13 protein-coding genes and 1 tRNA gene are annotated in these 14,795 nt (G+C 72.1%); 13 read left to right on the forward strand and 1 reads right to left on the reverse strand.

All coding sequences use genetic code 11. The annotated features are described in order from the left end of the window. The first annotated feature begins 159 nt into the window (after positions 1–159). The 5 genes from QJS33_RS01480 to QJS33_RS01500 are packed head-to-tail and all read left to right on the forward strand — an operon-like array spanning position 160 to position 4,743. On the forward strand, positions 160–1,146 hold the full coding sequence (locus tag QJS33_RS01480) for a bifunctional DNA primase/polymerase (protein ID WP_306365992.1): 987 nt from the start codon (positions 160–162) through the stop codon (positions 1,144–1,146). After that, positions 1,147–2,895 (forward strand): ATP-binding protein, encoded by a 1,749-nt coding sequence (locus QJS33_RS01485; protein WP_306365993.1) that lies wholly within the window; start codon positions 1,147–1,149, stop codon positions 2,893–2,895. 59 nt (positions 2,896–2,954) lie between these two features. Next, complete coding sequence (locus QJS33_RS01490) at positions 2,955–3,140, forward strand: hypothetical protein (protein WP_306365994.1); 186 nt, start codon at positions 2,955–2,957, stop codon at positions 3,138–3,140. Further along, complete coding sequence (locus QJS33_RS01495) at positions 3,137–3,343, forward strand: AlpA family transcriptional regulator (RefSeq protein ID WP_306365995.1); 207 nt, start codon at positions 3,137–3,139, stop codon at positions 3,341–3,343. The genes QJS33_RS01490 and QJS33_RS01495 overlap by 4 nt, the downstream gene beginning before the upstream one ends. After that, entirely contained in the window at positions 3,343–4,743 is a 1,401-nt protein-coding gene (locus QJS33_RS01500) for a tyrosine-type recombinase/integrase (protein WP_306365996.1), read from the forward strand. Before QJS33_RS01495 ends, QJS33_RS01500 begins: the two co-directional genes overlap by 1 nt. A gap of 231 nt (positions 4,744–4,974) precedes the next feature. Here the strand turns inward: QJS33_RS01500 and QJS33_RS01505 are convergent. Then, positions 4,975–5,046 (reverse strand) — tRNA-Arg (locus tag QJS33_RS01505). Between the two features lie 118 nt (positions 5,047–5,164). Between QJS33_RS01505 and QJS33_RS01510 the strand changes: the two genes are divergently transcribed. The 8 genes from QJS33_RS01510 to rpmE all read left to right on the forward strand — a co-directional run bounded on the left by QJS33_RS01510 (position 5,165) and on the right by rpmE (position 14,764). Then, entirely contained in the window at positions 5,165–5,548 is a 384-nt protein-coding gene (locus QJS33_RS01510) for a response regulator (protein WP_306365997.1), read from the forward strand. Continuing rightward, on the forward strand, positions 5,545–6,633 hold the full coding sequence (locus QJS33_RS01515; RefSeq protein WP_306365998.1) for a DALR anticodon-binding domain-containing protein: 1,089 nt from the start codon (positions 5,545–5,547) through the stop codon (positions 6,631–6,633). The genes QJS33_RS01510 and QJS33_RS01515 overlap by 4 nt, the downstream gene beginning before the upstream one ends. A 111-nt stretch (positions 6,634–6,744) precedes the next feature. Further along, positions 6,745–8,130, forward strand: coding sequence for a diaminopimelate decarboxylase (lysA, locus tag QJS33_RS01520; protein WP_306365999.1), 1,386 nt, complete (start codon positions 6,745–6,747; stop codon positions 8,128–8,130). 55 nt (positions 8,131–8,185) lie between these two features. After that, positions 8,186–9,472, forward strand: a complete 1,287-nt coding sequence (locus tag QJS33_RS01525; protein WP_306366000.1) for a homoserine dehydrogenase — start codon at positions 8,186–8,188, stop codon at positions 9,470–9,472. 232 nt (positions 9,473–9,704) lie between these two features. Continuing rightward, complete coding sequence (thrC, locus tag QJS33_RS01530) at positions 9,705–10,769, forward strand: threonine synthase (RefSeq protein WP_306366001.1); 1,065 nt, start codon at positions 9,705–9,707, stop codon at positions 10,767–10,769. 78 nt (positions 10,770–10,847) lie between these two features. After that, a complete protein-coding gene (gene thrB / locus QJS33_RS01535; RefSeq protein WP_306366002.1) occupies positions 10,848–11,810 on the forward strand; it encodes a homoserine kinase in 963 nt (320 codons plus the stop codon). Positions 11,811–12,252: 442 nt separating this feature from the next. After that, positions 12,253–14,214 (forward strand): transcription termination factor Rho, encoded by a 1,962-nt coding sequence (gene rho, locus QJS33_RS01540; protein WP_306366003.1) that lies wholly within the window; start codon positions 12,253–12,255, stop codon positions 14,212–14,214. 337 nt (positions 14,215–14,551) lie between these two features. Continuing rightward, on the forward strand, positions 14,552–14,764 hold the full coding sequence (gene rpmE, locus QJS33_RS01545; protein ID WP_306366004.1) for a 50S ribosomal protein L31: 213 nt from the start codon (positions 14,552–14,554) through the stop codon (positions 14,762–14,764). Positions 14,765–14,795: the final 31 nt, after the last annotated feature.

Here is a 14,795-nt window from a genome sequence, read left to right on the forward strand (position 1 = left end):
GTCACAACCGTGGCGGCCCGCCCCTTGCCCTTGATGGGTGGTCCCGAGAACCACCGCCGAATCCGCCGGGGCCGGTCACAGCCTGGCCGGTCCCGTGCCTTGTCCTTTCTGTAGCACCACCCGACCCGAGGAAGCTCTTGTGAGCACCGGGAGGCCCCCATGAACGCCTTCAAGCCCATCGACTACGCCCTGGCCGCCGCCCGCCGCGGCTGGCCGGTCTTCCCCCTCACCCCGAACAGCAAGAAACCCCCGCTGGTCAAGGACTGGGAACGCGCGGCCACCACCGACCCGGCCCGCATCCACGCCTGGTGGCGGCAGTGGCCCGCGGCGAACTACGGCATCGCCACCGGCCCCGCGGGCCTGGTCGTGATCGACCTCGACACCCCCAAGCCCGGACAGGCCCCGCCCGCGACGTGGGCGCTGCCCGGGGTGGTCGACGGTGCCGATGTGCTGGCGGTGCGGGCCGAACAGGCCGGGGAACCGCTGCCGCTGGACACCTTCACCGTCCGCACTCGCCGGGGCGGCACCCACCTGTACTTCACCCACCCCCACGACGGGCCGAAGCTGGGCAACACCAGCGGCGACCAGGGCGCCGGGCTCGGATGGCTGATCGACACCCGCGCCCACGGCGGCTACGTCGTCGGCCCCGGGTGCCCCGTCACCGCACCCGACGGCAACGGCACCTACGAAGTCACCCACCGCGAAGATCCCGCACCGCTGCCCTGGTGGATTCATAGGCGCCTGCTCCGCAGGCCCGACTCCCAGGAGAAGCCGACCACCAGCTCCCGCCCCACCCCGGGGCTCGCAACCGGTGGCCTGTCGGCGATCCTCACCGACGACCGGCGCCGTGCCGCCTACGTGCGGGCCGCGGTCAAGGGGGAGCTAGCCAGGGTTCGGGACGCCGCTCCCGGGACGCGCAACGAGAACCTCTACATCGCCGCCGCCTCGCTCGGTCAGCTGGCCCGCGAAGGCCTGCTCGATGCCGACTGGGTCGCCGACGCGCTGCGCAACGCCGCCCTGGATGCCAACACCGCAGGTGACCCAAATCCGGTGCGGGAGATCGAGGCCACCATCCGCTCCGGACTCGCCAAAGGCCTCCGGGAGCCCCGCCGCACCACCCCACGCCCAGGAAGGACGGCCGCGTAGATGAGCGGGAACAGCGACGAGAAGAAGCCCTCCCAGGCCACCCTGCTGATCGAGATGGCCGACCGGCACGTCAACGTGGTGGCCGGCCCCGGCGGCAAGGCCTACGCCGTTCGGCGGGGCGGACCCCAGATCGCGTTCCCGCTGCTGCGCAAGGACGGCCTGCGGGTCCAACTCGCCCGCCAGTACTACGACGAGCACCATTCCGTTCCCTCGCAGTCGGCCCTCACCGACGCCATCGCGGTGTTGGAGGGCCGGGCGGTGGACCAGGAACCGCAGAAGATCAACCTGCGGCTGACCACCCACCGCACCGAAGCGGGTGCCCAGGTCGTCATCGACCTGGGCACCCCCGACGGGCGGTGCGTGGTCGTCGGCTCCGACGGATGGCAGGTCCGCGAACGGAGCCCGGTGCTGTTCCGGCGCACCAAGCTGACCAGCCCCATGTCCGACCCCGGCCCGGCCGGGCACACCGACCAGGGCCTGGCCGCCCTGCGAGGGCTACTCAACGTCGACGAGAGCGCGTTCCGGCTCATAGTCGGATGGCTGGTCTCCGGGCTGCTCCCGGACATCCCGCACCCGATCCTGGCCGGGAAGGGCGAACAGGGCACCGGCAAGTCCACCGCACTGGAGATGCTGGTCAACCTGGTCGACCCCTCACCAGCCGCGCTACGGTCCCTGCCCAAGGACATCAAGACGTGGGCGACCGTCGCCACGGCGAGTTGGGCGGTGTGCCTGGACAACGTCTCAGCCATCCCCATGTGGCTGTCGGACACCCTGTGCAAGGCCGTCACCGGCGACAGCCTGGTCGACCGGGCCCTGTACAGCGACGACGACGTGTCCGTGCTGTCCTTTCAGCGGCTGCTCGCGCTGACCAGTATCGACACCGGAGCCCTGGCCTCGGACCTGTCCGAGCGGATGCTCGCCGTGGAGTTCCTGCCCATCAAGCGCAGCGAGCGCCGACCCGTCGCCGAGATCAAGGCGGCCTTCGACCAGTCAGCGCCCGCCATCCGGGCCGCGCTGTTCGACCTGCTGTGCCAGGTGCTGGCCACCCTGCCCGACATCCGTCTGGCCGAATCGCCGCGCATGGCCGACTTCGCGCACGTCCTCGGAGCCCTGGACAGAGTCATGGGCTGGGAGACCCTGGCCACCTACCTGGCCGCTTCCCAGGTCACCACCGCCGACCTGCTCGATGCCAAGCCGTTCACGTCCGCGGTGGCCGACTTCGTCGACCAGCACGGCACCTGGACCGGATCGGTCAGCCAGCTCTTGGACCTGGTGGCCGTCCCCGATCCGCGGCCCCGCTCCTGGCCGGTGGACGCCACCCGTGCCTCCGGCCAGCTCAAGCGGGACGCCCCGGTGCTGCGGTCCATCGGCATCACCGTGACCGAGGCCGGGCGCTCCGCCGACCGGCAGCGCCGTCAGCTCTACGCCTTCACCGCCCACCGCATCGCCGAGGCCGCCCCGGCGGGAGCTGCGGAGGCTGGTGCGGAGTCTGCCGGAGGCTCAGCCTCCGCACCAGCATCCGCACATTCGGCCAGTTCAGAACAGGTGATGGAGGCTGCGGACCCTGCGGAGGCTGGGTTCCCCCAACTCTCTGAAAACCCTCAGGAGCCTGTGGAGACCGGCCCCTGCATCCGCTGCAGCGCCGCCTTCCGCCGGTTCGAGGCCACCACCCACCCCAAGGTGTGCACCTCCTGCGCCCATCACGCGAGGCGCACCTACGAACCCGCTCACGAAGCGGCCCCGGCCTGATGCCTACCAAGCCCTGGCCGGGGCCGCCCAACCCAACCCGAAGGAGAGGCACCACCAGCATGGCCCATGACCGCAAACCCCGTCCGGAGTTGGCCAAGGTCCGCGTGATCGGACCGCCCGACATCGTCGACCGGGTGGTCGACGCGATCACCACCGCCCTGCCGGCCATCGACCCCTCCGAGCCCTACCCCAGCCGCAAGAACCCCGGCCACGTCCGCGTCTACCTGGAGGTCACCCCCGAATGAGCACCGGAACGCGCACCGACCGGCCCAACTCCTTCCTCACCGTGCGGGAGGTCTGCGAGGAACTCCGCATCTCCCGCAGCACCTGGGACCGCATGGTCCGCCTTGGACAGGTCCCCAAGATGAAGCGGATGGGCGGTCGCCGCGGCGAGATCCGCATCCGCCGGAGCTGGCTCGACGCCTGGCTGGAAGAGGGCGGCGCCTGATGCCCATGACCTATGACGTGCAGTTCTACAAGGTCCGGGACCGAGGAAAGGGTGCCCGGCCCTACCAGGCGCGATGGCGCACGGCGGAGAGGGTCCACCCCCGGTCCTTCCTCACCGCCGAACTCGCCGCGAACTGGATGTCGGAGCTGCGGGAGGCCGCCCGCAAGGGCGAGATGTTCGATGTCGAGACCGGCCTGCCCCAGACCAAGCTCCGCCAGCTCCGGGACGTCTCCTGGTTCACCCACGCCCGCGAGTACGTGGCCGAGCGCTGGCCCGGCATGGCGGGGAACACCCGGGTGAGCACCATGGAGGCCCTGACCGCGGTCACCCCCGTCCTGGTGCACGACACCCCGGGCACGCCGGATGCCGACTCCCTCCGCCGGGCGCTTCGCGACTGGGGCTTCCGGATGGAGCGCGACGGCTCGGGGGAGTGGGTCTTCCCCGAGCCGCCTCCCCCGGCCCGGGAGGTGTTCGCCTGGCTGGAGAAGGCCTCCATCCCGGTGAGCGAGGTCGCCGACACCCGACACCTGGGGGCCGCCGTGCGCGCGTGCGGCCGCCTGCTCGATGGGGGAGAGGCCGCGGCCGACTACTTCAGCCGCCGCCGGCGCGGCTTCTCGGCCGTGCTCGGCCACGCCGTGCTGCTCAAGCGGCTCTCGGAGAACCCGCTGGGGAAGAGGGACCTGCCCACGGACTGGCGGCCGCCGAAGGCGGAGGAGGAGGTGGACCCCCGCTCGATCGGGAACCCGGTGAGGGTCCGGCAGACGCTCGCGATGGTGAGCTACGTCGGCCGCCGCCAGGGGCCTCGGTTCGCCGCCTGGTTCGGCTGCATGTACTACGGGATGATGCGCCCCCAAGAGGTCGCCAACCTCCGCCGCTCCGGCTGCGAGCTGCCCGCCCAGGGCTGGGGCAAGCTCACCTTCTCCGAGAGCTCGCCGGCCCCGGGGAAGAAGTGGACGGACTCCGGGGCCTCGCACGAGGAGCGGGGCCTGAAGGGCCGCAAGAAGGGGAAGGGCCGGGGGAAGCGCCCGTCCCGGACCGTGCCCATCCCGCCCGCGCTGGTGGCCCTGCTGCGGGAGCACATCGAGCGCTACGGCGCCGGGCCGGACGGGCGGCTGTTCCGGAGCGAGCGGGACAACCCCATCCAGCCCTCCACCTACTGGCGGGTGTGGGACCGGACCCGTCGGCTGGCGATGACGCCGGAGGAGTACGAGGGGCTGCTGCTGAAGCGCCCCTACGACCTGCGGCACGCCGGGATCACCTACCGGCTCAACTCCGGGGTCCCGGCGACCCAGGTGGCCAAGTGGGCCGGGAACAGCGTTGAGGTGCTGCAACGGGTCTATGCGCAGGTGTGGACGCAGATGGACGAGGTGTGGATCGACCGGATGGGCGATCACAGGTGACCCGGATCACATGCTGATGAAGCGCCAAGGGCGGGGGCTCCGAGTGCTTTCGGAGCCCCCGCCCTTTTTGTCGTTTATGCCCGGTCCACCGGTGGTCCACAGGCGGTCCACGAGTGGTCCACAGAAGCTCGGTGAACGTGCTGCACGATGACGTGTCCTGACATACGAAGAGACGCCGCCCACCAGGTGTCTTGCCTGGTCAGCGCGGCGTCTGTCGTGGTCGGTGTTCTGTGCCCCCTGCAGGATTCGAACCTGCGCACACGGCTCCGGAGGCCGTTGCTCTATCCCCTGAGCTAAGGGGGCTGGCTTGCGTGAACAACTGTAGCAGGGGCTCCGCGCGCTTCGTCCACCCGTTTGGCGCGCGCGGCGGATCCCCCGATTCCGGTGGTGCGGCCCGCCCCCGCGGCGGTAATGTCGCGCCGTGAACGCCTTGCCCGCACGGGTTCTCGTCGTCGAGGACGACGACGTGATCCGGGAACTGATCCGCCTCAACCTCGAACTGGAGGGGTTCGAGGTGTTCACCGCCGTGGACGGGCAGGACTGCCTCGACCGGGTCGGCCACATCGACCCGCACGTGGTCACCCTCGACGTGATGATGCCCCGGCTGGACGGCTGGACGACCGCGGAGCGGTTGCGCGCCGATGAACGGACACGGACGCTGCCCATCGTGCTGGTCACCGCGCGCACCCAGGAGGAGGACGTGCGGCGGGGCGACCGGATCGGGGTGGACGCCTACGTCACCAAGCCGTTCGACCCCGACGCGCTCATCGATGTCATCCGCGGCCTGCTCGGGGGGCGCGGGTGACCCCGGCCGACCTGGAGGCGGTCGTGCGGGCCGCCGCCGCCGACGCCTTCGACCTGCCCGCCGACCGGATCCCGTTCGTGTGGCCGCGCGGCGACCAGGCCGCCGACGGAGCCGACGCGGCGACCGCGCTGGCGCCGCGCCTGGCGGGCGCGCTGGGGGACCGCCTGACCGCCGGGACCGGGCGGCCGCACCTGCGGGTGGCCGGGCGCATCGCCGCCCGGATGGCCGAGCTGCGCGACCGGGGCCGCCTCTCCTACGCCCGGCTGCACGCCGACGACCGGGGCTTCCTGAACGTGACCCTGGGCGCGCGCCAGCGCGACGACCTGCTCCGGGAGGCCGCGGACGGCCCCCGCTTCCTCACCGGCCGACGGTGGGAGGGCACGGGGGAGTGGCCCCGCACCGCCCTGCACGAGGCCGGGCCGGTGGCGCAGGCCCGCCGGTGGGCCCGCGCGGACGCGCGCGCCCGCATCGCCCTGGCGACGGGCGGCGCCGCCCCCCCGCTCCCGGCGGCGGAGGAGGTGTCCTGGCGCGACCCCTATCTGGACGGGGACCGGGCGGAGCTGTTCGGCGCCGCGGCCCGGGTGCTGGGCGCGGTCGGGGAGGACAGCGCCCGCATCGCCTTCTGCCGGTCGGTCCCGGAGCATCCCCGCAAGGCCGAGACCACCGGCCGCGACCTGCCGGTGCTGCCCTCGGCGGAGTACCCGGGGGCGTGGGCCCGCCTGACCGACGCCAATCCGGCCTTCCGGCTGCGCTACGCCCACGCGCACGCGGTGTCCCGAATACGGTGGGTGGCCCAGGGGGCGCCCCGGCTCGCGGCCTGCGAGCGGCACACCGCCCCGGTGCGCCGCGCCCTGGTGGACGGACCCAGCGCACTGGCCGGGGCCGCCCGCCGAGAGGAACCCCATATCCTGGTCCGATACCTGGAAACGCTGGCCGGTGCCTACGATGAATGGCGGACCTGTCCCTCTGCCGCGACCACGCCGGCGGGGTACACCACCGCCGACCCGGCGCTGCCGTCCGCCGTCGCCGGGATTCTCCGCACCGGGCTGTTCCTGCTCGGGGTGTCCGCGCCCACAAGGCTGTGACCCCGCCGCGCCCGATGGACCGCACCCGACCCCTGCGTTCCGATCGGAGAAGTGGACAATGGGGGAGGGGTGCCGTCCCTCCCGTCACACCGATCCAGCCGAAAGCCCGTTATGAGCCGCTACGCCCACCCCGCCGGATCCCGTCACGCGGAGATCCTTCCCGAGGACAACCCGCCGCTGCCGCCCGAGGACCTCAACGCCCTCGACCCGCGGGTGTGGCCCGCCACCGCCCGCCGCGAGGGCGGCGCCCTGGTCGTGGGCGGTGTCGGCGTGCGCGAGCTGGCGGCCACCTATGAGACGCCCCTGTTCGTCATGGACGAGGAGGACTTCCGGGCACGCGCCCGCGACTACGCGATGGCGTTCGCCGGGTCCGACGTCTACTACGCGGGCAAGGCCCTGCTGACCAAGGCGGTCGCCCGCTGGGTGATCGAGGAGGGCCTCAAGCTCGACGTCTGCTCGGGCGGTGAGCTGGCCGTCGCCCTGGCCGCGGGGGTGCCCGCCGACCGCATCGGCATGCACGGCAACAACAAGTCGGAGCGCGAGCTGCACCGCGCGGTCGAGGCCGGGGTCGGCCGGATCATCATCGACTCGCTGGACGAGATCGAGCGCCTGGAGCGCATCGCCGCCGGGCTGGACCGGACCCCGAAGGTCCTGATCCGCGTCACCACCGGTGTGGAGGCCCACACCCACGAGTTCGTGGCCACCGCCCACGACGACCAGAAGTTCGGCTTCGCGCTGAGCACGGGCGCGGCCGCCGAGGCGGTCCGCCGGGTGCTGGCGGCCCCGCACCTGGACCTGGTGGGCCTGCACTCGCACATCGGCTCGCAGATCTTCGACACCTCCGGCTTCGAGGTGGCGGCCCGGCGCGTCACCCGGTTCCTCACCGGGATCCACACCGACCTGGGGATCACCCTGGCGGAGCTGGACCTGGGCGGCGGCCTGGGCATCGCCTACACCTCCGACGACGACCCGCTGGACCCCAAGACCATCGCGGACGGCCTGACGTCGATCGTGCGCCGCGAGTGCGAGGAGGCCGGGCTGCCGGTGCCGCGCCTGGCCGTGGAGCCGGGCCGCGCCATCGCGGGTCCGCCCGGGATCACCGTCTACGAGGTCGGCACGGTCAAGGACGTCGAGGGCATCCGCACCTACGTCAGCGTCGACGGCGGTATGAGCGACAACATCCGCACCGCCCTGTACGGCGCCGAGTACACCGGCCGCCTCGTCTCCCGCGAGAGCGACGCCGGACCGATGCTGTCCCGCCTGGTGGGCAAGCACTGCGAGAGCGGCGACATCATCGTGCACGACCTGTACCTGCCGGCCGACCTGCGCCCGGGCGACCTCGTCGCGGTCGCGGCCACCGGCGCCTACTGCCTCTCCATGGCGAGCAACTACAACCACCTGCCGCGGCCGGCGATGGTCGCGGTCCGGGACGGTGCCGCCCGCGTGATCGTGCGCAGGGAGACCGAGGAGGACCTCCTCCGCCTGGACGTCGGCTGACCGGTCCGCGCGACGGCGGTCAGAGGATCACGAGAGAACTGGGAGTCACGCCCAAATGGCGATGAAGGTGGCGCTGCTCGGATGCGGCGTTGTGGGTTCGCAAGTCGTTCGCCTGATCGAGGAGCAGTCCGAGGAGCTGGCCGCACGGATCGGCACGCCCATCGAGGTCGGCGGGATCGCGGTGCGGCGCATCGACCGCGCCCGCGGCATCGCCCCCGAGCTGTTGACCACCGACGCCATGGCCCTGGCCACCCGGCCCGACATCGACGTCGTGGTGGAGGTCATCGGCGGGATCGAGCCGGCGCGCTCGCTGATCCTGGCGGCGATCGAGTCGGGCAAGTCCGTGGTCACGGCCAACAAGGCACTGCTGGCCGAGGACGGCCAGACGCTGCACGCGGCCGCCCGCAAGGCCGGGGTGGACCTGTACTACGAGGCTTCGGTGGCGGGCGCGATCCCGCTGCTGCGCCCGCTGCGCGACTCGCTGGCCGGCGACCGCGTCAACCGGGTGCTGGGGATCGTCAACGGCACCACCAACTACATCCTGGACCGGATGGACTCCCTGGGCGCCGGGTTCACCGAGTCCCTGGAGGAGGCCCAGGCCCTGGGCTACGCCGAGGCCGACCCGACGGCCGACGTGGAGGGCTTCGACGCCGCCGCCAAGGCCGCGATCCTGGCGCGGCTGGCCTTCCACACCCAGCGGGTGACCGCCGCCGACGTGCACCGGGAGGGCATCACGGGGGTGACGGCCGCCGACATCGCCAGCGCCAGGGCGATGGGCTGCGTGGTCAAACTCCTGGCGATCTGCCAGCGCTCGGAGGACGACAAGTCGGTGGGCGTGCGCGTCCACCCGGTGATGCTGCCGGTCGACCACCCGCTGGCCGGCGTCAAGGAGGCCTACAACGCGGTGTTCGTGGAGGCCGAGTCGGCGGGCCGGCTGATGTTCTACGGAGCCGGTGCGGGCGGCACCCCGACCGCCGGAGCGGTGCTGGGCGACGTGGTGGCGGTGGCGCGCAACCGCCGTGCGGGGACCTCGGTCCCCGAGGGCGGCCACGACACCGGCCTGGGCGTCCACGACATGGGCGAGACCATCACCAGCTACCACGTGGCGCTGGACGTGGCCGACCGCCCGGGCGTGCTGTCCAAGGTCGCCGAGATCTTCGCCCGCCACCAGGTGTCGATCAAGAACGTGCGCCAGGAGGGCCGCGGCGACGACGCCCAGCTGGTCCTGGTCAGCCACCCCGCGCCGGACGCCGCGCTCAGCCGCACGGTCGAGGACCTGCGCGGCCACGACATGGTCCGCGAGGTCGCCAGCGTGATGCGCGTGGAGACCTTCGCGGAATGACCGGGACCGGGGACCGGGGCGGGGCGCCGTACCCGCACCGGCCCCCGGGCCCGGTCGTCTCGGAATGCGGACAAAGGCGACCGCGATTCGAGATGATCCCGTCCGGGCCGTAGACTCGTTCCAGGTGGGGCCGCACCCCGGGTCCGCTTCGGGGCCGCAACGCCCCACCTCTTCTCCATCTTCTCCATCGCGTATCGAGCGGAATCCGCATCCACCCGAAAGGGACACTGTCGTGAGCAAGGCACGGGCGTGGCGAGGCATCGTCGAGGAGTACCGCGACCGCCTCCCCGTCAACGAGAGCACCCCCGTCGTCACCCTCCAGGAGGGCGGCACGCCCCTGCTGCCCGCCACGCGCGTATCCGAGCTCACCGGATGCGAGGTCTTCCTCAAGGTGGAGGGCCTCAACCCCACCGGCTCCTTCAAGGACCGCGGCATGACGATGGCCATCACCAAGGCCGCCGAGGACGGCGCCAAGGCCGTCATCTGCGCCTCCACGGGCAACACCAGCGCCAGTGCCGCCGCCTACGCGATCCGCGCCGGGATGACCTGCGCCGTCCTGGTGCCCCAGGGCAAGATCGCCATGGGCAAGCTCGCCCAGGCCCTCGTGCACGGCGCCCGCCTGCTCCAGGTCGACGGCAACTTCGACGACTGCCTGGAGCTCGCCCGCAAGCTCAGCGTCGACTACCCGGTCGCCCTGGTGAACTCGGTCAACCCCTACCGCCTCCAGGGCCAGAAGACCGCCGCCTTCGAGATCGTCGACGCCCTGGGCGACGCCCCGGACGTCCACTGCATCCCCGTCGGCAACGCCGGGAACATCTCCGCCTACTGGATGGGCTACACCGAGTACGGCCGCGACGGGATCTCCACCCGCAACCCGCGCATGTTCGGCTTCCAGGCCAGCGGCGCCGCCCCGATCGTCAACGGCGCCCCGGTCACCAGCCCCAGCACCATCGCCACCGCGATCCGCATCGGCAACCCGGCCTCCTGGAGCCTGGCCGAGCAGGCGCGCGACGAGTCCGGCGGGATCATCGACAAGGTCACCGACCGCCAGATCATGGCCGCCTACCGGCTGCTGGCCGCCGAGGAGGGCGTGTTCGTCGAACTCGCCTCCGCGGCCTCCGTCGCCGGCCTGCTCCAGGCCGTCGAGGCCGGGCTGGTCGAGCGCGGCAGCCGGATCGTCTGCACCGTCACCGGCAACGGCCTCAAGGACCCCGACTGGGCCCTGGCCGGAGCCGCCTCCGCCACCACCGTGCCGGTCGACGCCCTGGCCGCGGCCCGGGCCCTGGACCTGGCCTGAGCGTTCTCCCGCGGGGGAGTGCGCACGCCCCCGCGGGAGCGGCCCCGCCGTGAACACGCAAGACTGAGAGACCCCACCATGACCCCACCGCGTCCCGAGCGGGTGTTCGTCCGCGCTCCGGCCACCAGCGCCAACCTGGGTCCGGGCTTCGACGCTCTGGGCATCGCGCTGTCCCTGTTCAACGACTTCGAGGTCGTGCCGCGCGACGACGGCGAACTCCGGGTGGAGGTGAGCGGGGAGGGCGCGGGCGAGGTCCCCGCAGACCACCGCCACCTCGTCGTCCGCTCCATCGCCGCGGCCTTCGAGCGCGCCGGGGAGAAGCCGCCCGGCCTCACCCTGACCTGTGTCAACCGCATCCCGCACGCGCGCGGCCTGGGATCGTCGTCCTCCGCGATCGTCGGCGGCGTCGCCGCGGCGGCGGCCCTGCTGGGGCGCACCGGACCCGACGGCGGCCCGGACCGCGACTGGATCTACCAGGTCGCCGCCGACCTGGAGGGCCACCCCGACAACGTCGCCCCGTGCGTCTTCGGCGGCTACACCGTCGCCTACCGCGAGGCCGACCGCTGGGGTGCCGTCTCCCTCGCCCCGGACCCGCGGCTGCTCCCGGTGCTGTGCGTACCGGGGTGGCGGCTGTCCACCGAACGCGCCCGCGGACTGCTGCCCGAGAGCGTCCCGCACGCCGACGCGGCCTTCAACGCGGGCCGCGCCGCGCTGATGACGGCGGCCGTTTGTGGCCACCCCGAAACCCTGTACGCGGCCACCCGGGATCGGCTACACGAGGAGTATCGGACGCCCGCCATGCCGCGCACCCTCGACCTCATCCGCGACCTGCGTGACCAGTGGGAACTTCCCGCCGTGGTCTCCGGAGCGGGCCCCACGGTCCTGGTGCTGTGCTCCGTGGCGGAGGGGGAGGCCCGGGTCGATTCGCCGGAAATCACCGAAGTGCTTGATTCAATCCGTCGCAGTGCGGGTAATGATTGGGACATACGCCCCCTGTCAGTCGAGCAGGCGGGGGTGCGGTCCCCATCTCCCCATCCGTAGCACCATGTGTCGAGGAATAGCCGTGGCCTCTGGTGATGTTAGGCTAGGTGAAGCACCAGATGCCCCGTTGCGGGGCGAGTGCTCATCCGCCACAGCGGCCTCCGCATCCCATACTCCGGTGGTCCGGTCCCACGACCGTCCGGAAGCGGTGGCCGATGTGTCGATTCCGCGGATTCTCCGCGAACGTGTCGACGTCTCCGCTGTCCGCTCCTCCTCCCCGGATGAGCGTTCCGCCGCGGTCGATCGGCAGTACCACCGAGCCACCCGCCCCGACGTCCGGCTGTACCCAGAGCCCGCCGCGATCGGGTAGGGGACCGTCTTCTCGCCGGTTTCCGACATCCACGTGGGGCACGCCCTACCCGGCCCAGCCGGTTCGCACCACCGGGCCGGCCGCTCCAGCACCCGCTGACGGCCGAAGCCCGCTCCTTGGGAAGGACCCTTAGTGAGCGACACCACCGAACTCCGAACGGACGCGGCGGTCGACAGCAAGAACGGCACCGGCGCCTCCGGAACGGAGGCCGGCGACGCTTCGGCCACGACGTCGCCGAGCAGGTCCCGCGCCGCGGCGCGCGGTACCGGTCTCGCCGCCCTGAAGCTCCCCGAGCTGCAGAAGCTCGCGTCGAGCCTGGGCATCACCGGTACGGGGCGCATGCGCAAGAGCGACGTCATCGCCGCCATCGAGGCCAAGCAGGGCGGTCCCGTGGGCGCGCCGGCCAAGGCCAAATCGCCGAAGAAGACCGAGACCGGGCCCGAGGCCGGTAAGGTCGAGGCAACCGACAGCCGGTCCCAGGAGCCGTCGGGCTCGGACGAGGCGCGCACGCGCGCCGACCGGTCGTCGGACCAGGCCGTGACCGACCCCCAGGGGCGGGGCGAGAAGGCGCCCCGAAGCCGTCGCTCCACCCGCAGGCGCGGGGACGAGGGCGGCGACCAGCCCCGATCGGTGGACGGCACCGACTCCTCTACCTCCGCGAGCAGCGTGACCAAGACATCCAGCACCCCCCAGAAGACCGGCTCCGACAGCTCCGAGGACCGCGAAGGCCGGTCCGGGCAGGGTCGTGAGCGCCAGCGCAACCGCCGCAACCGCAACCGCGGCGGCGACGACCAGAGCGCCGGAGGCGCCCAGCAGGGCGGCGGCCAGGGCGGTGGCCCGCAGGGACGCGGCGGCGGAGGCGGCAACGCCGACGACGACGAGTTCGGCGGACGCCGCCGGGGACGCCGCCGGGACCGCAGGGACCGGCGCGGCGGACGGGGCGGCCAGGAGCCGGAGCCGGTGATCGGCGAGGACGACGTCCTGCTGCCGGTCGCGGGCATCCTCGACATCCTCGACAACTACGCCTTCGTCCGCACCACGGGCTACCTGCCCGGGTCCAGCGACGTCTACGTCTCCCTGGCCCAGGTGCGCAAGCACGGCCTGCGCAAGGGCGACCACATCATCGGTGCGGTCCGCCAGCCCCGCGACGGCGAGCGCAAGGAGAAGTTCAACGCCCTGGTGCGCCTGGACTCGGTCAACGGCATGTCGCCCGACCAGGCCAAGAACCGCCAGGAGTTCTCCAAGCTCGTCCCGCTGTACCCGCAGGAGCGGCTGCGGCTGGAGACCGAGCCGGGCGTGCTGACCACGCGCATCATCGACCTGGTCGCACCGATCGGCAAGGGCCAGCGCGGGCTGATCGTCTCCCCGCCCAAGGCGGGCAAGACGATGGTGATGCAGGCGATCGCCAACGCCATCACCGAGAACAACCCGGAGTGCTACCTGATGGTGATCCTCGTGGACGAACGTCCCGAGGAGGTCACCGACATGCAGCGCACGGTCAAGGGCGAGGTCATCCACTCGACCTTCGACCGGCCGGCCGAGGACCACACGGTCGTCGCCGACCTGGCCATCGAGCGGGCCAAGCGCCTGGTCGAGATGGGCATGGACGTCGTCGTCCTGCTGGACTCCATCACCCGCCTGGGCCGCGCCTACAACCTGGCCGCCCCGGCCAGCGGGCGCATCATGTCCGGCGGTGTGGACTCCACGGCGCTGTACCCGCCCAAGCGCTTCTTCGGCGCCGCCCGCAACATCGAGGGCGGCGGCTCGCTCACCATCCTGGCGACCGCGCTGGTGGAGACCGGCTCGCGCGCCGACGAGGTGATCTTCGAGGAGTTCAAGGGCACCGGCAACATGGAGCTCAAGCTCAGCCGCTCCCTGGCCGACAAGCGCATCTTCCCCGCGGTCGACGTGGACGCCTCCAGCACCCGCAAGGAGGAGATCCTCATGTCGCAGGAGGAGCTCAACGTCGTCTGGAAGCTGCGCCGGGTCCTGCACGCGCTGGACACCCAGCAGGCCATCGAGCTGCTCCTGGACAAGATGAAGGAGTCCAAGAGCAACGCGGAGTTCCTGCTCCAGGTGCAGAAGACCACCTGAGCGCCCGTCCCGTGACGGACACGGCGGCCCTTCCCGACCGGGGAGGGCCGCCGTGCGTCGTCGGTGCCCGGTGACCGGCACGGACCTTCCGGGCGGAGACGTCCGGGACGCCGGTGTCCGACCACGGAATCGGCAACGGAATAGACACCGGTCACGGCACGGTTGTGGTTCTGGCAAACTGGTAGTCGGGGATACGGCCCGTCCTCCTCCACGAGGACCCGCCGCCCTTACCTGGATCGCCGCGGCACCGGTTCGCGCATGACCTCACGACGCCCCACCGCAGCGGTGGTGCGTCAGGCGTGCGTCCGGCGGCCGCGCATGAACAAGGAGACACACGATGAAGGCCGACATTCACCCCGAGTACGTCACCACCGAGGTGACCTGCACCTGCGGTGCCCAGTTCGTGACCCGCAGCACGGTGACCGAGGGCAAGATCCGCGCCGAGGTGTGCTCCGAGTGCCACCCGTTCTACACGGGCAAGCAGAAGATCCTCGACACCGGTGGCCGGGTCGCCCGCTTCGAGAAGCGTTTCGGCAAGCGCACCAAGTAGCGGCGCCCGCTCCGCCCGTGGCGCCGGTGCA

Source organism: Nocardiopsis sp. CC223A (assembly GCF_030766825.1).
GTDB lineage: Bacteria > Actinomycetota > Actinomycetes > Streptosporangiales > Streptosporangiaceae > Nocardiopsis.